This is a genomic window from Methylobacterium indicum, from assembly GCF_017347565.1.
Classification (GTDB): Bacteria; Pseudomonadota; Alphaproteobacteria; order Rhizobiales; family Beijerinckiaceae; genus Methylobacterium; species Methylobacterium indicum.
This window is the reverse complement of the sequence record NZ_AP024145.1, coordinates 2,670,115-2,689,384: the sequence shown is the minus strand read 5'-3', so window position 1 is coordinate 2,689,384 and position 19,270 is coordinate 2,670,115. Positions and strand designations below refer to the sequence as shown.

At 70.9% G+C, this 19,270-nt stretch carries 20 protein-coding genes; 13 read left to right on the top strand and 7 right to left on the bottom strand.

Annotated features, from left to right (window positions below):
• Nucleotides 1–228: 228 nt before the first annotated feature.
• Genes miv_RS12635 through aspS form a run of 3 tightly spaced genes read right to left on the bottom strand, consistent with a single transcriptional unit; the run spans nt 229 to nt 3,995 of the window.
• Complete coding sequence (locus tag miv_RS12635; RefSeq protein ID WP_207183032.1) at nt 229–1,281, bottom strand: acyltransferase family protein; 1,053 nt, start codon at nt 1,279–1,281, stop codon at nt 229–231.
• Entirely contained in the window at nt 1,275–2,171 is an 897-nt protein-coding gene (locus miv_RS12630) for a glycosyltransferase family 2 protein (protein ID WP_207183031.1), read from the bottom strand. Before miv_RS12630 ends, miv_RS12635 begins: the two co-directional genes overlap by 7 nt.
• A gap of 9 nt (nt 2,172–2,180) precedes the next feature.
• Nucleotides 2,181–3,995 carry an aspartate--tRNA ligase gene (aspS, locus tag miv_RS12625; protein ID WP_207183030.1) on the bottom strand — a complete coding sequence of 605 codons (1,815 nt, stop codon included), beginning with the start codon at nt 3,993–3,995 and terminating at the stop codon, nt 2,181–2,183.
• A gap of 336 nt (nt 3,996–4,331) precedes the next feature.
• Here aspS and miv_RS12620 point away from each other — a divergent pair, with 336 nt between their 5' ends.
• Together miv_RS12620 and rnd are read left to right on the top strand one after the other, a co-directional pair.
• Nucleotides 4,332–4,757, top strand: a complete 426-nt coding sequence (locus miv_RS12620) for a hypothetical protein (protein WP_244748978.1) — start codon at nt 4,332–4,334, stop codon at nt 4,755–4,757.
• Between the two features lie 95 nt (nt 4,758–4,852).
• Nucleotides 4,853–6,013 carry a ribonuclease D gene (rnd, locus tag miv_RS12615; protein WP_048427776.1) on the top strand — a complete coding sequence of 387 codons (1,161 nt, stop codon included), beginning with the start codon at nt 4,853–4,855 and terminating at the stop codon, nt 6,011–6,013.
• A gap of 50 nt (nt 6,014–6,063) precedes the next feature.
• Here rnd and miv_RS12610 read toward each other — a convergent pair whose 3' ends face one another.
• Nucleotides 6,064–7,095 carry an SDR family oxidoreductase gene (locus miv_RS12610; protein ID WP_207183029.1) on the bottom strand — a complete coding sequence of 344 codons (1,032 nt, stop codon included), beginning with the start codon at nt 7,093–7,095 and terminating at the stop codon, nt 6,064–6,066.
• A 180-nt stretch (nt 7,096–7,275) separates the two neighbouring features.
• Between miv_RS12610 and miv_RS12605 the strand changes: the two genes are divergently transcribed.
• The 5 genes from miv_RS12605 (at nt 7,276) to miv_RS12585 (ending at nt 12,405) form a co-directional block, all read left to right on the top strand.
• A complete protein-coding gene (locus miv_RS12605; protein ID WP_207183028.1) occupies nt 7,276–8,217 on the top strand; it encodes an ABC transporter substrate-binding protein in 942 nt (313 codons plus the stop codon).
• A 5-nt stretch (nt 8,218–8,222) separates the two neighbouring features.
• A complete protein-coding gene (locus miv_RS12600) occupies nt 8,223–8,996 on the top strand; it encodes an ABC transporter permease (RefSeq protein WP_048427785.1) in 774 nt (257 codons plus the stop codon).
• The gene (locus miv_RS12595; protein WP_048427779.1) at nt 8,996–9,790 is read left to right on the top strand and encodes an ABC transporter ATP-binding protein; all 795 of its coding nucleotides are present in this window, start codon (nt 8,996–8,998) and stop codon (nt 9,788–9,790) included. The genes miv_RS12600 and miv_RS12595 overlap by 1 nt, the downstream gene beginning before the upstream one ends.
• 268 nt (nt 9,791–10,058) lie before the next feature.
• Nucleotides 10,059–11,072 carry a zinc-dependent alcohol dehydrogenase family protein gene (locus tag miv_RS12590; RefSeq protein WP_207183027.1) on the top strand — a complete coding sequence of 338 codons (1,014 nt, stop codon included), beginning with the start codon at nt 10,059–10,061 and terminating at the stop codon, nt 11,070–11,072.
• A gap of 115 nt (nt 11,073–11,187) precedes the next feature.
• Nucleotides 11,188–12,405 carry an NAD(P)/FAD-dependent oxidoreductase gene (locus miv_RS12585; RefSeq protein ID WP_207183026.1) on the top strand — a complete coding sequence of 406 codons (1,218 nt, stop codon included), beginning with the start codon at nt 11,188–11,190 and terminating at the stop codon, nt 12,403–12,405.
• A 31-nt stretch (nt 12,406–12,436) separates the two neighbouring features.
• Here the strand turns inward: miv_RS12585 and miv_RS12580 are convergent, their stop codons facing one another.
• On the bottom strand, nt 12,437–12,730 hold the full coding sequence (locus tag miv_RS12580) for a helix-turn-helix domain-containing protein (RefSeq protein WP_053220893.1): 294 nt from the start codon (nt 12,728–12,730) through the stop codon (nt 12,437–12,439).
• A gap of 267 nt (nt 12,731–12,997) precedes the next feature.
• Here miv_RS12580 and miv_RS12575 point away from each other — a divergent pair, with 267 nt between their 5' ends.
• The 6 genes from miv_RS12575 to miv_RS12550 all read left to right on the top strand — a co-directional run bounded on the left by miv_RS12575 (nt 12,998) and on the right by miv_RS12550 (nt 18,476).
• Nucleotides 12,998–13,486, top strand: coding sequence for an META domain-containing protein (locus miv_RS12575; RefSeq protein WP_048427787.1), 489 nt, complete (start codon nt 12,998–13,000; stop codon nt 13,484–13,486).
• A 219-nt stretch (nt 13,487–13,705) separates the two neighbouring features.
• The gene (locus miv_RS12570; protein WP_244748977.1) at nt 13,706–14,836 is read left to right on the top strand and encodes an ABC transporter substrate-binding protein; all 1,131 of its coding nucleotides are present in this window, start codon (nt 13,706–13,708) and stop codon (nt 14,834–14,836) included.
• Nucleotides 14,837–15,232: 396 nt separating this feature from the next.
• Nucleotides 15,233–16,114: a branched-chain amino acid ABC transporter permease gene (locus miv_RS12565; RefSeq protein WP_207183024.1), complete on the top strand. Its 882-nt coding sequence runs from the start codon at nt 15,233–15,235 to the stop codon at nt 16,112–16,114.
• 5 nt (nt 16,115–16,119) lie between these two features.
• Nucleotides 16,120–16,959 (top strand): branched-chain amino acid ABC transporter permease, encoded by an 840-nt coding sequence (locus tag miv_RS12560; protein WP_207183023.1) that lies wholly within the window; start codon nt 16,120–16,122, stop codon nt 16,957–16,959.
• Between the two features lie 6 nt (nt 16,960–16,965).
• A complete protein-coding gene (locus miv_RS12555) occupies nt 16,966–17,760 on the top strand; it encodes an ABC transporter ATP-binding protein (protein WP_207183022.1) in 795 nt (264 codons plus the stop codon).
• A complete protein-coding gene (locus miv_RS12550) occupies nt 17,757–18,476 on the top strand; it encodes an ABC transporter ATP-binding protein (protein WP_207183021.1) in 720 nt (239 codons plus the stop codon). Before miv_RS12555 ends, miv_RS12550 begins: the two co-directional genes overlap by 4 nt.
• Nucleotides 18,477–18,516: 40 nt before the next feature.
• Here miv_RS12550 and miv_RS12545 read toward each other — a convergent pair whose 3' ends face one another.
• Together miv_RS12545 and miv_RS12540 are read right to left on the bottom strand one after the other, a co-directional pair.
• A complete protein-coding gene (locus miv_RS12545) occupies nt 18,517–18,813 on the bottom strand; it encodes a helix-turn-helix domain-containing protein (RefSeq protein WP_048429067.1) in 297 nt (98 codons plus the stop codon).
• A 29-nt stretch (nt 18,814–18,842) separates the two neighbouring features.
• On the bottom strand, nt 18,843–19,214 hold the full coding sequence (locus miv_RS12540) for a type II toxin-antitoxin system RelE/ParE family toxin (RefSeq protein ID WP_048429066.1): 372 nt from the start codon (nt 19,212–19,214) through the stop codon (nt 18,843–18,845).
• Nucleotides 19,215–19,270 lie beyond the last annotated feature (56 nt).

Genomic DNA, 19,270 nt, shown 5'->3' with positions numbered 1-19,270 from the left:
CGGAACGGGTGACTGCTCGTCGCCGACGGACTCATCTCGCTGGCCTACGTCGCCCCACTCACACGAGAGAGTCAAGATTCTCCCGCACGATCTGCATGCAAGGCGCGTCATGCTTCCTCCAGAGTTGCCGACGAGGACTATCGCACTACATAATTACATATAATAGCCCTAGGATATACATTCTAGTGTGCATGGCTGACGTAATGCTGTCGGGTCAATCGAAAGCCCTCAGGCCGCCGCCGCGCGCTTCCCGATCAGCCGCGCCTTCCACCCCAGCGCCGGCCGCTCGACGAAGTGCCAGGACAGGGCCGCCACCGCCAGCGTGAGGACCAGCGACGGCCCGAGCAGCGCCCAGGCCGAGGCGGCGGGCATCAGCGCGTGCAGGCTCTGCTGCACCGGCCACCCGTACAGGTAGGTGCCGTAGGAGAGGTCCGCCCGCGGGTCGAGGGCCGGGTGGCGCACCGGAGGGACGAGGCCCAGGCAGAGCACCGCATAGGCCTCGGCGAGGAACAGCACCGGCGGGTAGAGGGGGGTGCCGTGCAGGAGCGCGGCCAGCCCGAGGCCGCCCAGCGCCAGCGGCCAGCTCAAGGGGGCCCGCTCGGCGTAGAGGAAGAACGCCGCGCCGGTGGCGAAGATCAGCGGCAGGCGCAGGGAAGTCTCGAGGCCCTTCGGCATCTCGCCCGTCCGCAGGCCGGCGAGCGCGAGGCCTACGACGAGGCCGGCCACCAGCAGCGGGCACAGCCAGCGCCAGCGCAGCGTCCCGAGGAGCCCCGCCGCCAGCAGGCCGAGATAGCACAGGACCTCGTATTTGAGCGTCCAGACCGTCCCCATCGGGAAACGAAAGGGATTCTCCGAAAACACCCCCGGCAGGGCGGCGTTGCTCTTGAATGTGGTGAGCGTTCCTTCCACGAACCGCCACAAGCCCGGATCGCTCCAGTAGGCGGAGAGGGACAGGCTCGTCATCAGGCTGCCGAGGCCGAGCGAGACGGCGAGCGTCGCTGCCACGAGCCCTGGGGCGATGCGCAGGGCCCGGGCGACGACGTAGTCGCGCGGGCCCCGCCGCAGGAGGCTCATGGTGACGAGGAAACCCGAGACGGCGAAGAAGCCGTTCACCGCGTGCTCGCCGAGGGTGTAGCCGGTGAGATGCGCCAGCGGCTCGTCGAGGACGGCGCCGGTGGTGACGCTGAAGGCGTGCGAGACCACGACGAGGAGCGCCAGCGCCAGCCGGACCGCCCCGAAGGCGTTGTGCGGCTTGGCCAGGCCGGCGGCGACCGTCACCACGGCGCGGCCTCCTGCGGCGTTTCCGTCAGGCCCTCCTGCGCCAGCGCGGAGCGGCCCTTGCGGGCCGCCCAGGCTCCGGCGACCGAACCGCCGTAGCGCTCCAACCCCGAGCGGCGGAAGACGAGCGCGGCGAGCAGCGCCTTGATCCCGTTCGTCGCGAGCATCGCACCCGTGGGGTCGGGCAGGCCGTATTTTCGCGAGACGTAAGATCGCGACCAGGCCTGATGCCAGCGCGAGCGGCGCACCCGGCCGCGCTCCGGCGCACTCGACGCGCCGCGGCCGTGCAGCGCCACCGCGCCGTGGACGTGGACGAGCGCCCGGCCCGCATCGGCGATGCGCCGGCAGAGGTCGTCGTCCTCGTAGAACAGGAAGATGTTCGGATCGAACCCGCCGAGCGCCAGGAAGAGGTCGCGGCGCACCATCAGGCAGGCGCCGGACAGGAACGGCGCGCAGGCGTCGCCCTCCGGCGGGTGGAGCCGCCCGCCCGGATTGGTGAGGTAGGGCGCGAGCAGCGAGCGCGGCTGGAAGAAGAAGCGCCCGTCCGGCTCGACGATGCGGGGCGCGAACAGCCCCGCATCGGGATAGGCCTCGGCCGCCGCCAGCAGGGCGTCGGCCGCACCCGGCTGCAACTCGACGTCCGGGTTGACGACGAGCGCGTATTCGGCGCGGCCCGCCGCCCAGATGCCGGCATTGTTGGCCCGGCCGTAGCCCTCGTTGCGGGGCAGCCGCAGCACCCGCGCGCCCAAGGACGCGGCGAGGTCCGCCGAGCCGTCGCGGCTGGCATTGTCGACGACGAGCGCCGGGACGTGCTCGCGGGCGAGCGCCGCGAGGCAGGCCGGCAGCACGCCGGCACTGTCATGCGCGACGACGACCGCGACGAGACCGGGCACCGGCTCCGATCAGCCCTGCTTCTGCGGCAGGTTGAGGCGGATATGCAGCTCGCGCAGCTGCTTCGTGGTCACCTCGGACGGCGCGTTCATCATCAGGTCCTCGGCGCGCTGGTTCATCGGGAACAGCACCACCTCGCGGATGTTCGGCTCGTTGCAGAGCAGCATCACGATGCGGTCGACACCCGGGGCGATGCCGCCGTGCGGCGGGGCGCCGAGCTTGAGCGCGTTCAGCATGCCGCCGAACTTCGCCTCCAGGACCTCCTTGGGGTAGCCGGCGAGGCCGAAGGCCTTCTCCATCACCTCGGGGCGGTGGTTGCGGATCGCGCCCGACGACAATTCGATGCCGTTGCAGACGATGTCGTACTGGAACGCCTTGATGCCGAGGATCGTCGCGTGGTCCTCGGGGTCGAGGGCCATGAAGGCCTCGTGGTCGAAATTCGGCATCGAGAACGGGTTGTGCGAGAAATCGACCCGCTTCTCGTCCTCGTTCCACTCGTACATCGGGAAGTCGGTGATCCAGCAGAAGGCGAACTGGTCCTTGTCGGACAGGGCCAATTCGTCGCCGACGCGGATGCGCGCCTTGCCGGCGAGCCCGGCCGCCTTGGCCTCGGGGCCGGCGGAGAAGAACACCGCGTCGCCGGCCTTGAGGCCGGCCTTGGCGGCGATCGCCGCCTGCGCTTCCGCCGGCACGAACTTGGCGATCGGGCCGCGGCCGGTGAGCGCGCCGTTCTCTTCCTCGAACACGATGTAGCCGAGGCCGGGCGCGCCCTCGGAGCGGGCCCAGTCGTTGAGCTTGTCGAAGAACGAGCGCGGCTGGGACGCGGCCCCCGGGGCCGGCACGGCGCGGACCACGCCGCCGGCCTTGATGGCGTTCTTGAACGCGTTGAAGGTCACGTCCTCGCGCAGGAATTCCTGCGTCACGTCGGCGATGACGAGCGGGTTGCGCAGGTCCGGCTTGTCGACGCCGTATTTCAGCATCGCCTCGGCGTAGGGGATGCGCACGAAGCTCGGCGAGACGCGCTTGCCGTCGGCGAATTCCTCGAACACCGAGCGCAGGACCGGCTCCACCGCCTGGAAGACGTCTTCCTGGGTGACGAAGCTCATCTCGATGTCGAGCTGGTAGAACTCGCCCGGCGAGCGGTCGGCGCGGGCGTCCTCGTCGCGAAAGCACGGCGCGATCTGGAAGTACCGGTCGAAGCCGGCGATCATCGTCAGCTGCTTGAACTGCTGCGGGGCCTGCGGCAGGGCGTAGAACTTGCCCGGATGCAGGCGCGACGGCACCAGGAAGTCGCGCGCACCTTCCGGCGACGAGGCGGTGAGGATCGGGGTCTGGAACTCGAAGAACCCGCCCTCGCGCATCCGCCGGCGCAGCGAATCGATGATCGCCCCGCGGCGCATGATGTTGGCGTGCAGCTTCTCGCGGCGCAGGTCGAGAAAGCGGTACTTGAGCCGGGTCTCCTCCGGGTAGTCCTGGTCGCCGAAGACCGGCATCGGCAGCTCGGCGGCGGCGCCCAGCACCTCGAGGTCGGTGATGTAGACCTCGACCGCGCCGGTCGGCAGCTCCGCGTTCTCGGTGCCGGCCGGCCGCTGGCGCACCCGGCCGTCGATGCGGATCACCCACTCGGAGCGCACGGCTTCCGCCGCCTTGAAGGCCGCGGAATCGGCGTCGATCACGCATTGCGTGATGCCGTAATGGTCGCGCAGGTCGATGAACAGCACGCCGCCATGGTCGCGGACGCGGTGGCACCAGCCGGAGAGGCGGACGGTCGCGCCGATTTCGGACGGGCGGAGCGCCCCGCAGGTATGGGAACGATAGCGGTGCATGGGCGTGTCTTCGCTGTCCAGGATTCTTGCCAGAATTCTTGCCGGAATCCCGGCCGTCTCGGCCGGGCCGGCAGGCCGGGCGCGCGAGCCGTTCACCCGCACGCTAAAACGTGCGGCACCCATTCGCGAAGGGGGGAGCGAAGTCAAGCGCGGGACCGCGGCAAGGGCGCGTCCGCGCTTGTGGAACAAAGCGCGAACTCTTATTTTATCCCCATGGATCAGCACAGCTTTTTCGGCTCGTTCGAGCCCCACCCGGACCCCTTGCCCGACACCCTGCCGGACCCGCCGCGGGACGCGCCCGCGGTGGCCCGGACGACGCCACCGGAGGACCGCGCCATGCCCGCCGACCATCGCGACGCCATCGTCCAACGCCAGGCTGCGTTCGTGGAACGCCGGTCCACATTCGTGGAACGCCAGGACGGCGCCTGGCGCGTCCTGCCGATCGAGGGCCGGTTCGAGCTCGTCTACGAGGACGGCAACGGCGCCTGGAGCGTGCGCCGGCTCCAGGCGCACGAACTGAAGATCGGCCCGGGCCGGGTGCTGGTCGGCGGCACCGACCGGGACCGGGACGGCTACCGGGGCTTTCGCGCCGACCGCATCCACCGCCTGACCGACCGCGACACCGGCGAGCGGGTCGAGCGCAACATCCTCGACTGGCTCACCCGCCGGGCGGAAGCGGCGCGGCGGGCCCGCGCGGCGGCCCTGCGCCAGAAGACCCTGCCCGAGGCGGCCCGCCCCGCCGGGAAAGCCCGCGCCGCGTGATTCTTGGTCACCGCGCCGCCCAATCCCCATAACCCACGGGGCCGGCCTCTCGCGGCGTCTCGCCCTCGACGGCGGGCTCCGCTATAGCCGGAGCCATGAAGCTGATTACTTCGACGGAAGAACTCGCCTCGGCCTGCTCGCGCTTTGCCACGCAACCCTTCGTGACCGTCGACACGGAGTTCATGCGCGAGACGACCTACTATCCGAAGCTGTGCCTGATTCAGATCGCGGCACCGGACGGATCGACCGCGCTCGTCGACCCGCTGGCGCCCGACATCGACCTCGCGCCGTTCTTCGCGCTGATGGGCGACGAGGGCGTGCTGAAGGTCTTCCACTCGGCGCGCCAGGATCTCGAGATCATCTGGCTGCTCGGCGGGCTGCTGCCGCAGCCGTTCTTCGACACGCAGGTCGCCGCGATGGTCTGCGGCTACGGCGACTCGGTCTCGTACGAGCAGCTGGTCAACGACGTCGCCAAGGCGAAGATCGACAAGTCCTCGCGCTTCACCGACTGGTCGCGCCGGCCGCTCTCGGACGCGCAGCTGAGCTACGCGCTCTCGGACGTCACCCACCTGATCAAGGTGTACGAGGCTCTGGGCAAGGAGCTGGTCGCGACCGACCGCGGGGCCTGGCTCGACGAGGAGATGGCGGTCCTCACCTCCCCCGACACCTACCGGGCCGACCCGGACCAGGCCTGGAAGCGCCTGAGCAGCCGGATGCGCAAGGCCCGCGAGATCGCGGTGCTGATGGAGGTCGCGGCCTGGCGCGAGCGCGAGGCGCAGTCCCGCAACGTGCCGCGCGGGCGCATCCTGAAGGACGAGGCGGTGATCGACATCGCCACCTCGGCGCCCCGCAGCGTCGAGGCGTTGGGGCGCCTGCGCACGATTCCCGCCGGGTTCGAGCGCTCGCGCACCGGCACCGACATCCTGGCCGCCGTCGAGCGCGGCCTGTCGCGCGATCCCGCCTCGGTGCCGACCCCCGAGCGCGGCCGCGCCCGCAGCGGCGGTAACGGCGCGCTGGTCGAGCTCCTCAAGGTGCTGCTCAAGGCGGTCTGCGAGGAGGAGCGCGTCGCGCCCAAGATCATCGCCACCGTGGACGACCTCGAGGCCCTGGCCGAGGACGGCGCCGCCGACGTGCCGGTGCTGCACGGCTGGCGCCGCGGCCTGTTCGGCGAGAAGGCGCTGGCCCTCAAGGCTGGCCGCCTGGCCCTGTCGGCCGAGGGCGGCCGCGTGGTGGTGCGCGAGCTGCCGGACGCCTGAGCGGGAGCCTCGCGGAACCGGTTCCGCGAGGCCGTTCTTCCCATGCTGCGTCAGCGGGCGGCGATGCGGGTCTCCCGCTGCCCGCTCCGCCGCGCCGCCGCGAGCGCCGTCCCGCCGATCAGCCCCGCCGCGGCGATCAGGCCGAGATGCAGCCATAGCGGGTCGGCGGCGACGACCCGGCCCTTCGCCTGCGCGTCGAACCGGCCGTGGGCGCCGTGGTCGCGCTTGGCGTCGATCGGCTCGAACAGGTTGTCGGGCCGGCCCTTCCGGGCGGCCTGCGACGTCATCTCGCCCCGGTAGCCGTGGCGGGCGAGGTAATGGTCGGTGAGGGCGGGCGCGGCCTGCGCCCCGAAGATCGCCAGCCAGGACGGGGTGCCGATCCAGAGCTCGCGCGGCGCGTCGTGGGCGGCACGCACGATCTCCTCGGCGATCGCCTCGGGCTGGAAGATCGGCGGCACCGGCTCGAGCTTGCGCGGCAGGCGCGAGCGGGCCCAGTCGAATTGCGGCGTGTTCACCGCCGGCAGCTGCACCATGGTGAGGCGGATGCGGCTGCGGTGATGCAGCAACTCGGTGCGCAGGCTGTCGACGAAGCCGCGCACCGCCGCCTTGGCGGCGCAATAGGCCGATTGCAGCGGGATCGACCGGTAGGCGAGCGCCGAGCCGACATGCACGATGGTGCCCCGGTCCGACGCCTTCATGTGGCGCAGCGCCGCCAGCGTGCCGTGGACCTGGCCGAGATAGGTGACGTCGGTGACGCGCTGGAATTCCTCCGCGGTCATCTGCTCGACCTCGGCATAGACCGTCACCATCGCGTTGTTGACCCAGACGTCGATGCCGCCGAACTCCTCCGCGAAGGCGTCCGCCGCCCGCTCCACCGCCTTCGGGTCGGCGACGTCGGCCCGGTAGCCGAGCGCCCGGCCGCCCGCCGCCTCGACCTCCTCGACCGCCGCCGCGATCCCCGCCCGGCCCCGCGCCACGATGCCGACGTTCCAGCCCCGGCGCCCGAAGGCGACCGCGACGGCACGCCCGACCCCGGCGCTGCCGCCGGTCACCACCACGGTGGGGCGCGTTGTTCCGCTCATCCGACTGCTCCCGATGACACTGCGTCAGCCCCGACAACGCGTTCGCGGGGTTTCGGGTGCAGGGCCTCGTGACGAAGGGCGTGCCGGATCGGCGGGCAGGCTGCCCGCTATTATGTCTATACACAAAGGCCGGGCGCCGGTACGACAGGCTCGACCGGAAGGCCCGAGCGGGAGGGGACGATGAAGGCGGTTGCGGCAGGATTGCTGGGAGCGGTCGCGCTGGCGTGGCCGGCGCTCGCCCAGGAGACGAAGGTGACCGTCGGCCTCTCGGGCTGGACGGGCTTCGCGCCCCTGACCCTCGCCAAGGAGGCCGGCATCTTCAAGAAGAACGGCCTCGACGTCTCGCTGAAGAAGATCCCGCAGGCGAGCCGCCACCTCGCCATCCGCTCCGGCGACGTGCAATGCGCCGCCACCACGGTCGAGACCTGGGTGGTGTGGAACGCCAACGGCGTGCCGACGAAGCAGATCTTCCAGCTCGACAAGTCCTACGGCGCCGACGGCCTGGCCGTGCGCAACGACGTGTCGTCGATCAAGGACCTGAAGGGCAAGACGGTCGCGGCCTCGGTGCCCGGTACCGCGCCGTATTTCGGGCTGGCCTGGATCCTCAAGGCCAACGGCCTGTCGCTCAAGGACGTGAAGGTCGTCAACCTGGAGCCGGGCCCGGCCGCGCAAGCGTTCATCGCCGGCCAGAACGACGCCGCGATGACCTACGAGCCCTACCTGTCCTCGGTGCGCGCCGCGCCGCAATCGGGCAAGATCATCGCCACCACCCTCGACTACCCGATGGTGATGGACACCTTCGGCTGCACGCCCGAGTTCCTCGACCAGAACCCGAAGGCCGCCAAGGCGCTCGCCGACAGCTACTTCGAGGCGCTCGACATGATCGCCAAGGATCCGCAAAAATCCTACGAGATCATGGGCGCCGACGTGAAGCAGACCGGCGAGGCCTTCGGCAAGTCGGCGCAATTCCTGCGCTGGCAGGACCGCGCCGCCAACAAGGCGTTCTTCGCCGGCGAGATCCAGACATTCTCCGAGCAGGCGGCCGACCTGCTGCTCGAGATCGGCGTGATCCGGCAGAAGCCCGACATCGCCGCCCTCGCCGATCCGCGCTTCGTGCAGTGACCGGCTTGCGCCCGCTGCAGCCGGTCGGCGGCCCGGCGAAGGTTCTTCTGGGCCTGAGCTTCTTCGTGCTGTTCGTGGCGGCCTGGGCCGCCGCGACGCTCGGCGGGCTGGTGCCGAAGACCTTCCTGGCCGATCCGATCACCATGGTCCAGGACGGCTGGCTGCTGCTGACCCGGTTCGACTTCCTGTCGGATATCGGCATCACGGTGTACCGGGTGGTCGGCGGCTTCCTGCTGGCTTCCCTGATCGCGGTGCCGCTCGGGGTGATGATGGGGGCCTACAAGCCGGTCGAGGCGTTCTTCGAGCCCTTCGTCTCCTTCGCCCGCTACCTGCCGGCCTCCGCCTTCGTGCCGCTCCTGATCCTCTGGGCCGGCATCGGCGAGACGCAGAAGCTGCTCGTCATCTTCATCGGCTCGGTGTTCCAGCTGATCCTGATGATCGCGGTCGCGGTCGGCAACGTCCGGCGCGACCTCGTCGAGGCGGCCTACACGCTGGGAGCGAGCGACGCCGGCATCATCCGCCGGGTGCTGCTGCCGGCGACCGCGCCGGAGATCGCCGAGATCCTGCGCCTCGTGCTCGGCTGGGCCTGGACCTACGTCATCGTCGCCGAGCTGATCGGCTCGTCCTCGGGCATCGGCCACATGATCATCGAGAGCCAGGCGTTGCTCGCCACCGGCCAGATCATCTTCGGCATCATCGTCATCGGGCTGATCGGCCTCGTCTCGGACTTCCTGTTCAAGGCGGCCAACCGGCTCCTGTTTCCCTGGAAGCTCGCCTGATGCGGGACAGTCTCGAAGTCGCGGTCGAGGGCGTGGCGCGGGTCTTCCCCGGCCACCGCGGCGCCAAGCCCGTCCAGGCCCTCTCCCCCACCGACCTCACGGTCGCCAAGAACGACTTCATCACCATCCTGGGGCCCTCGGGCTGCGGGAAGTCGACGCTGCTGCGCATCATCGCCGGGCTCGACCGGCCGAGCGCCGGCCGGGTCAGGGTCGCCGGCCGCGAGGTGCGCGGCCCCGGCCCCGACCGGGGCATGGTTTTCCAGTCCTACACCCTGTTCCCGTGGCTCACGGTCGAGGAGAATATCGGCTTCGGCCTGCGCGAGCGCGGGGTGCCGACGCCTCAGCGCCGCGAGATCGTCGCGGCCTATATCGACAAGGTGGGGCTTCGCGGCTTCGAAGGGCATTACCCCAAGCAGCTCTCCGGCGGCATGCAGCAGCGCACCGCCATCGCCCGGGCGCTCGCCAACGACCCCGCCATCCTGCTCCTCGACGAGCCGTTCGGCGCGCTCGACAACCAGACCCGCGGTCTGATGCAGGAACTGCTGCTCGGCATCTGGGAGCGCGAGCGCAAGACCGTGATCTTCGTCACCCACGACATCGAGGAGGCGATCTTCATGGCCTCGCGGGTGATCGTGATGACGGCCCGGCCCGGCCGCATCAAGGCCGACGTCCCGGTCGATCTCGGCCATCCGCGCCACTACACGGTGAAGACCAGCCCCGAATTCTCGCGGCTGAAGGCGCAGCTCACCGAGGAGATCCGGGCCGAGGCGGTGCTGGCGGCGACGGCGCATTGAGCACGGTACACGACACCGGCGAACGTGGATGCCGGGTTCCAGGAAGGCTCGCCCCCTTTCCGGGCCCGTTACGGGCCCGGAAAGGGGTTGGCCGACGATGAGCCGGGGAGCCCGGCCAGGGCCAGTGTCGTGGTCCGTGAGCATTGAGGACGGGGCCGGTCGAAATCCGTTCCGCCCCGCTCGAATCCGCCGAGCCATGAACTAGCTGCGTCCCCCTGGCTCGAACCCAGGTCCCGTCCCCGCGGCGGCGACCGGTCAGGAGGACAGCATGAAGGCCTTCGTCGTCCGCACCCCCGGCGGCCTCGACCGCCTGGAGATCGCCGAGCGGCCCGATCCCGGGCAGCCCGGCCCCGGCGAGATCCGGGTCGCGATCCGGGCGACCTCGCTCAACTTCCACGACCTGCTGGTGGCGAGCGGGCGCTCCCCCGCCGCGGACGGCCGCGTGCTGATGTCGGACGGGGCCGGTACCGTCGAGGCGGTCGGCGCGGGCGTGACCGAGTTCGCGCCCGGCGACCGGGTCGTCTCCTGCTTCTTCCCGCACTGGCCGGACGGGCCGCCCCAGGCGCCGGTCGGCAACTTCGCACAGGTGCCGGGCGACGGGGTCGACGGCTTCGCGCTGACCCATGCGGTCCGCCCCGCGGGCGCCTTCACCCACGCGCCGCGCGGCTGGAGCTTTTCGGAATCCGCCACCATCACCACCGCGGGCCTGACGGCCTGGCGGGCGCTGGTCGGCGACGGGGGTCTCAAGGCCGGCGACACGGTGCTGGCCCTCGGCACCGGCGGCGTCTCGGTTGCGGCGCTCCAGATCGCCAAGGCGATGGGGGCGGCGGTCATCGTCACCTCCTCGTCCGACGCCAAGCTCGAACGGGTGCGGGCGCTCGGCGCCGACCATACGGTCAACTACCGCACGCAGCCCGACTGGGGCCGGCAGGTGCGCGACTGGACCGGCGGGCGCGGCGTCGATCACGTCGTCGAGGTCGGCGGACCCGGCACCCTGGCGCAGTCGATCGAGGCGGTCCGCGTCGGCGGCCACATCGCCCTCATCGGCGTGCTCACCGGGCGGGCCGGCGAGGTGCCGACCTCCGCACTGATGGCCAAGCAGGCCCGGCTCCAGGGTTTGATCGTCGGCAGCCGGCGCCAGCAGCAGGATTACGTCGCGGCCCTCGAGCGGACCGGGATCCGCCCGGTGATCGACCGCACCTACGCCTTCGCCGACTTGCCCGAGGCCTTCCGCCACCAGGAGGGCGGAAGCCATTTCGGCAAGCTCTGCGTCGCCTGGTAGACTTGCGTCGCCTGGTAGACCTGCGGCGGCTGGCAGGCCTGCGGCGACGGGACGTCCCCGTGGCCGCACAGCCCCAAGCTCGACGGCACCGGGATGTCCGGGATAAGAGCGTGTGATGAACGGAATCGTGGTGGTCGGCGCCGGCCAGGCCGGCTTTCAGCTCGGGGCCTCCCTGCGGGAGGGCGGCTATGCCGGCCCGGTGACCCTGGTCGGCGACGAGCCGGGCCTGCCCTACGGCCGCCCGCCCCTGTCGAAGGCCTACATGCTCGGCAAGACCGACGCGGCGGGCCTCGCCCTGCGGCCGGATGCCTATTTCGCCGAGCATCGGCTGACCCTGCGCGGCGGCGAGCGGGCGGCCGGGATCGACCGGGCGGATCGCCGCCTCCGCCTCGCCTCGGGGGAGTCGCTGCCCTACGACCACCTCGTCCTGGCGACCGGCGCGCGCAACCGCCCGCTGCCGGTGCCCGGCGCCGACCTGCCCGGCGTCCACCAGCTGCGCACGCTCGCGGAAGCCGACGCCCTCAAGGCGGCGCTCGCCGAGGTGCGGTCGGTCGCGGTGGTGGGGGCCGGTTTCATCGGGCTCGAATTCGCGGCGATCTGCGCCCAGACGGGGATCGCCGTCACGGTGATCGAGGGGCTGGACCGTCCCCTCGCCCGCGCGGTCTCCGCCGAGATGGCGGCGCTGATCGAGGCGTCACATGTCGAGGCCGGCGTGCGGTTCCTATTCGGCCACGCGGTCGCGCGCATCGTCGGGCCGGACCGCGCCCGCGCCGTGGCGCTGGCGGATGGGCGCGAGGTCGCCGCCGACCTGGTCCTCGTCGGCATCGGGGTGATTCCCAACGACGCTCTGGCCTCCTCGGCCGGCCTGCGGGTCGAGAACGGGGTCGCGGTCGACGCGATGCTCGCCACCGAGGATCCCGCCATCTCGGCGATCGGCGACTGCGCCAGCTTCCCCTCGCCGCATGCCGAGGGCGCCCGGGTGCGGATCGAATCGGTGCAGAACGCCGTCGACGGGGCCCGCTGCGTCGCCGCCCGCCTCGCCGGCCGGCCCGCCGCCTTTACGGCGGTGCCGTGGTTCTGGAGCGACCAGGGCCCTCTCAAGCTCCAGATCGCCGGCCTGTCCCGGCCGCAGGACGAGACGGTGCGCCGGGGCACACCCGGTTCGGGCGTCTCGGTCTTCCGCTACCGGGACGGGCGGCTGACGAGCGTCGAATCGCTCAACCGCCCGGCCGACCACATGGTCGCCCGGCGCCTGCTCCAGGCGGGCCGGAGCCCCACCCCCGACCAGGCGGCGGATCCCGGCTTCGACCTCAAGGCGCTGGCGTTGGGCTGACGCCGCGCGCGGCAGGCCTGTCGGTCGTCGCCTACCGGTCGTTCTCGGTCGTCAGTTCGCTCGGCGGGATGCCCTTGTCGGGCGCGTCGTCCGGGCGCAGGCGCGCATCGGGGGCCGCGCCGTCCGTCAGCTCCACGCCCGCGGCGACGAGGGCGCCGCGGATCGCCGCGCGCTGCTGCGCCGAGGGCGGGTACTGGCCCGCCTCGAACTGCCGGATGCTCTGCGCGTCGACGTTGGCACGCAGGGCCAGATCGTCCTCCGACCAGCCCAGCAGGTCCCGCCCCCGGCGCAGCTGCGCCGCCGTGATGTCGTCTCCGCCGCTCACTGAACGCCCGTCCTTGGCTCGATGTGGATCCTCCGCGGCCCCGTGCCCCGGGGCCGCGCCGTCCTGGCTAACGGCGGCGCCCCGCTTTCGTTGCCACACCCACAAGCTTTCGCGAGACGTGCCATATTACGGCCAAGCTTGCCGCATAATTGCAACAGTCGTCGGCAAGATGCCGATCCGGGCCATCCGCGCCGGCGCCCAGGGTTGCAGGCGCGGGGTGCCCTCTCTACGGTCCGCGATCAACACGACAATGCAATGGGGAATGCGATGAAGGCGATGCAGGTTGCGCTGGCCGCCGGTGCCGTCGCGCTGTTGGCGTCCGCCACGCAGGCTTCGGCCCAGAACATGCTCGGCTACGGTCAGAAGAACCGGGACAAGGCGGCACAACCGCAATACATCCCGCCGATGAAGGCGCAGGAAAAGGTCTTCCCGCTCGATTCGACCTGGACCGCGGTCAGCCTCAACGGCAAGCCCTTCGCCGGGGCCGACCGTCCGAGCTTCATCATCGACAAGCAGTACCGCGCCCGCGGCTTCGGCGGCTGCAACACCTTCGCGGCGACCGCCTTCCCGCTCAAGGAGCAGCACCTCGCGGTCGGCCCGCTCGCGCTGACCAAGCGCAGCTGCGACAAGGCGGTCGGCGCCTCCGAGATGCAGTTCCTCACCGCGCTGCGCACCTCGGGCCAGTGGGACCTCGTCGGCTCGCAGCTGGTGATCAAGAGCCAGGCCGGCGAGCTGCGCTTCGACCGCGCGCTCTGAGAATCATCCTTTCGCCGCATGCCACGACGGCCTCGCCCCTCGGCGGGGCCGTTCGCGCATGGGAAGGCCGCCGGAAACGATTTACCTCCGTGGTCCAGTGCTTTAAGGCGCTCTCGTCCGTCCGGCGCGACGGTCCGGGCCTCGGCTCCCGCCGCGGGCGCGGCGCCGATGCGGCCTAAACCAGAAGAGCGGGTGCGAGGAGGAACCGGGATGCGGTCGATGTCGAGGAGAGTGCTGCTCGCGGCGGCTTTGCTGGGAAGCGGCCTGACCGGCGCGGTGGCGCAGGACAAGACGCCGGTGAAGCTCGGCGCGATCGAGATCCTGACCGGGCCGAACAGCCGCTACGGGATCGCGATCCAGCGCGGCTTCGACCTCGCGCTCGCCGACATCAACAAGGCCGGCGGCGTGCTCGGCGGCCGTCCGCTGGCCCTCGCCTACGAGGATTCGGCCGGCGCCAAGGAGCAGGCGCTCAACGCCGCCCGCAAGCTGATCGGCCGCGACAAGGTCCCGCTGATCCTCGGCCCCACCCTGTCGAACGAGATGTTCGCCGCCGGTCCCGTCGCCAACGAGCGCAAGGTGCCGATCGTCGGCACCTCGACCACCGCCAACGGCATCACGGCGATCGGCCCCTACGTCTTCCGCACCTCGCTGCCGGAATCCGACGTCATCCCGGTCACGCTGAAGACCGCGCAGGCGAAGTTCGGCATCAAGCGCGTCGCCGTGATGTACGGCAACGACGACGCCTTCACCAAGTCGGCCTACGACGTGATGAAGGCCTCGCTCGAGAAGCTCGGCATCGAGACCCTGACCACCGAGACCTTCGGCGCCAAGGATTCGGATTTTTCGGCCCAGCTCACCAAGATCAAGGCGCTGAACCCCGACGCGATCGTGCTGTCGGCGCTGGTCGAGGCGGCCTCGGGCATCGAGCTCCAGGCGCGCCAGCTCGGCATCCCCGACAAGGTGTTCTTCATCGGCGGCAACGGCCTGAACTCGCCCAAGCTCGGCGACATCGCCGGCAAGGCGGCGGACGGCACGCTGGTCGGCAGCCCGTGGTTCATCGGCAAGCCGGACGCGGCCAACCAGGCCTTCGTCAACGCCTTCAAGGACAAGTACGGCGGCGACCTGCCCGACCAGTTCGCGGCCCAGGCCTTCGACACCCTGCACATCGTCGCCAAGGCGATCGATGCGGCCGGCGCGCCCGACTCCGAGAAGATCAAGGATGCGCTGATCAAGGTGAAGTATACCGGCGTGATGGGCCCCTTCGCCTTCTCGGAGAGCCGCGACCCGGCCGATACCTCGGGCGTGGTGGTGCTGGTGATGAAGGACGGCAAGTTCCAGCTGCTGCAGTAAGCGCCCGCTATGCAACGATCTTTATAAGAATGGAGCGCGGGATCCCCTCTCCAGGCGATGCCGGGCTTGCCCGGTATCGCTGCAAGGTGTGGGAGAGGGGTAGGGGCGATCGAAGATCGCGCGAGGGTGACACGGTCCTGAGTAGAACTCGATCGTTGAGCTGCCAGCACCACAGTCAGTGCTCCACACTGAAGCGTGTCACCCTCACCCCTGACCCCTCTCCCACACGGGAGAGGGGGACCGCGCTTTACCTTCTAAGCGGCACCCTGCTGCCACCCCTCCCCCACCGATTGACCCGCCGCCCATTATCGGCCACGTCGCACCCTCGTCATCCTGTTCGGCCCTGAAGCCGGACCGCAGCGGGCGCCGGGCGCCCATCGAACTCCCAGCAGCCCCATGCTTGAGCAGCAGCTCGTCAACGGCGTCGTGCTCGGCGCGACCTATGCCCTCTTCGCCATCGGCTTCACGCTGATGTTCGGGGTGATGGGCGTCATCAACCTCACCTACGGGGTCTACTTCGCGCTCGGCGCCTTCGCGGCGCTCTGGAGCACGCAAGCGCTCGGCCTGCCGATCTGGGCGGCGCTGCCCGTCGGCGCGCTGATCGCGGGCCTCGTTGCGGTCGTCCTCGACACGCTGCTCCTCACCCGCCTGCGCAAGGCCAAGGCGCCCGAGCTCTCGTCCCTGATGGTGACGCTGGGGGCCACGCTCTTCCTCTATGCCGGCATGGCGGCGGCGCTGGGCACCGAGATCCGGCGCTTTCCGGCGGAAGTGTTTTCGGGCGGCGCCTACAGCCTCGGCGACGTGCGGGTCGGCACGACCCAGATCCTGATCCTCGCCGCCGCCATCGTGCTGATGCTGGCGCTGCTGGCGCTGGTGCGCGGCTCGCGGATCGGTCTCGCCATCCGGGCGGTGGCCGAGAACCCGGATGCCGCCGCGCTCATGGGCATCAACGGCGCCCTGATGCTGCGGGTGGTGTCGTTCCTGTCCGGCGCCATCGGGGGTGCGGCGGGGGTGCTCGTCGGGCTCAACTTCAACGCCATCCAGCCCTTCATGGGCGAGCACATGATGCTGCGCGGCTTTGCCGTCATCATCGTGGGCGGGCTCGGCGACCTGCGCGGCGCCCTTCTCGCCGGCCTCATCCTCGGCCTCGCCGAGGTGCTCACCGCCGCCTACCTCTCCTCGACCCTCAAGGACATGATCGCCTTCGCGCTCCTCGTCGCCACCCTGTGGTTCCGTCCGCTCGGCCTGTTCGGCCGCGCCGCCGCCAAGCGGGCCTGACCGTCATGTGGGAAGCCCTCGACGACTTCTACTGGACCTACCAGAGCCTGATTCACGCGATCGGGGTGAACGGCATCCTGGCGCTGTCGGTCTACGTGGTGCTGGCGGTGGGCCAGCTCTCCCTCGGCCAGGCCGCCTTCATGGGCGTCGGCGCCTATACCGGCGCCCTGCTCTCGGTGAAGTTCGGCGTGCCGTTCGGCGTCGCCATGCTGGCCTCCGCCGTGGTGCCGGCCCTGCTGGCGCTGGTCGTCGGCGGGCCGACGCTCCGGCTCACCGGCGTCTACCTCGCCATCGCGACGATCGGGCTCGGCGAGATCACCCGCATCGTGTTCCTCAACTGGGACTATGCCGGCGGCGCGCTCGGCCTCTCCAGCATCCCGGAGCGCGGCGGCGTCGTGGCGATCTACGGCACGCTCGCCGTGCTGCTCGTCGGCCTGACGCTGGTGGCGCGCTCCCGCGTCGGCCGCGCCATGGAGGCGATGCGCGAGGACGAGGCGGCGGCCGGCGTGATGGGGGTGAACCTGCCGCGCTACCGGCTGGTGGCGCTGGTCGTCTCCTCGGCGATGGCCGGGGTGGCAGGCTGCCTGTCCGCCCACGTCTCCTCGTTCATCGGCCCCAACGAGTACGGCTTCGAGGCCGCGGTGACGATCCTGAGCTACGCGCTGCTGGGCGGCATCGGCTCGCCGCTGGCGCCGGTGCTCGGCTCGACCATCCTCACCCTGCTGCCCGAGGTGCTGCGTCCGCTCGCCGATTTCCGCCTGATGGTGAACGGCCTCATCATCGTGCTCGCCGTCCTCTTCATGCCCCGGGGCATCCTGCCCTGGCGCATCGCCCGGACGGGCTGACCCGCCATGACGCTCCTCACCGTCCAGGGTCTCACCCGCCGCTTCCAGGGCCTCGTCGCGGTCGATTCCGTCGACTTCGCGGTCCAGCCCGGTACCGTCCACGGCCTCATCGGGCCGAACGGTGCCGGCAAGACCACCCTGTTCAACCTCGTCTCCGGGGTTCTCGCCCCCAGCGCCGGCAGCGTTCGCCTCGGCGACCAGCCCCTCGACGGGCTGCCGCCCTACCGTCGTACTGCGCTCGGCCTCGCCCGCACCTTCCAGAACATCCGCATCTTCTCCGAGATGACGGTGCTGGAGAACGTGATGACCGGCCTGCATACGCGCCTGTCGGCGACCTGGGGCATCCTGCTGCGCGGCCCCGGCTTCCGGGCCGAGGAGCGCCGGGCCAAGGCCAAGGCGCGCGATCTCCTGGCCTTCGTCGGCCTGATCGACGCCGCCGACACCCGCGCCGGCGACCTGCCCTATGGCGACCAGCGCCGGCTCGAGATCGCCCGGGCGCTCGCCTGCGAGCCGCGCCTCGTCCTCCTCGACGAGCCCGCCGCCGGCATGAACCCGGCCGAGACCCACGCGCTTCTCGGCCTCCTGCGCCGCCTGCGCGACGAGCGCGGCCTGACCCTGCTGCTCGTCGAGCACGACATGCCTCTGGTGATGAGCCTGTGCGACCGCCTGACGGTCCTGAATTTCGGCCGCCGGATCGCCGACGGCACGCCGGCCGAGGTGCGCGCCCACCCGGCGGTGATCGAGGCCTATCTCGGCACCGGCAGCCACGAGGTCAGCGTGAGCCGGGGAGCGGTGTCGTGAGCGAACTTCTGGCGGTCGAGGGCCTGCGCCTCGGCTACGGCCGGGCCGACGTGGTCCACGGCATCGGCCTCTCGGTCCGGCGCGGCAGCATCGTGTCGCTGATCGGCTCGAACGGCGCCGGCAAGACCACGATCCTGCGCAGCCTGTCGGGCCTGACGAAGCCCCGGGCCGGCACGGTGATGTTCGGCGACGAGGCTCCGGTCGACATCGCCGGCGAGGCGGCGCACCGCATCGCGCGCCGCGGCATCGTCCAGGTGCCGGAAGGCCGGCAGGTCTTCGCCAACATGACGGTGGCCGAGAACCTGCGGCTCGGCGCCTACCACGTCCCGGGCCCGGAGGCTGCGCGACGCCAGCAGGCGGTCGAGGCGCGGTTCCCGCGCCTCGCCGAGCGCCTGCGCCAGCAGGCGGGCTACCTCTCGGGCGGCGAGCAGCAGATGCTGGCGATGGGCCGGGCGCTCATGGCCGAGCCGGTGCTGCTGCTGCTGGACGAGCCCTCGATGGGCCTCGCCCCCCTCATCGTCGACGAGATTTTTTCCATCATCGCCTCGTTGCGGGCCGAGGGGCGCACGATCCTGCTCGTCGAGCAGAATGCCAGCGCGGCGCTCGCCATCGCCGACTACGCCTACGTGCTCGAGACCGGCCGCATCCGCCTCCAGGGCCGGGCGGCGGAGATCGCCCGCAACCCGGAGGTCACGGCGGCGTATCTCGGGGTGTGAGGATCGGACCCCTCCCGGAATCAGCTCCGTGCGGGTCGGTTCATGCCGGTTCCAGCGCCCGTTGCACGGCGCCGGGATCGCGGCTGATCACCGTGAGGTAAGCTCGCGTCGAGCTATCTGGCCGGGCGCGACCCTGCTCGAGGTCGCGCAGGGTGCCGAGCGGGAAGCCGAAGCGCTGCGCGAACTCGGCTTGCGTCAGTCCGGTCGCCTTGCGGATCGCCCGCACGTCGACCTCCGCCGGTACATGCACCCGGTAGGTCGTCGGATCGGCCTCCCCCTGGGCGATGGCGACCGCCTCATGGGCGGATTGGATCAGGCGGTGTCCCAGTGTGGTCATGGCGGGTCCCTCCACAGGCCGTGAAAAGATCAGGTCGAGCGCGGCGAGTGCACCCGCGCGGCGACACCCTGGCGATAGGATTCCGCAAGGCTCCCGAGGACCGTGCGCAGCGCGTTGCGCTCCGCTTGGCTGAGATCCACCCTCTGCCCCTTCGAGACGAGGGCCAGCAGGAACACGGGAACGTCCTCGGCGGCATAGAAGGTGATCACACGGTAGCCACCCGACTTGCCCTTGCCTCGGCCGGCGATCCGCACCTTGCGGGCTCCGCCGGTGCCCGGGATCAGGTCGCCGGCTTGCGGATCGGCCGCGATGATCGCCACGATCGCCTCGCGCTCCTCGTCCTCGACCCCGGCCGCCTTGGCATCGGCCAGGAAGGTCGGAGTCTGAATGACGGTCTGCATGCCCGGATACTACGGGCAGCCCGTACGTCGTTCAAGCAGAAGGAGCGGGCGGGCTC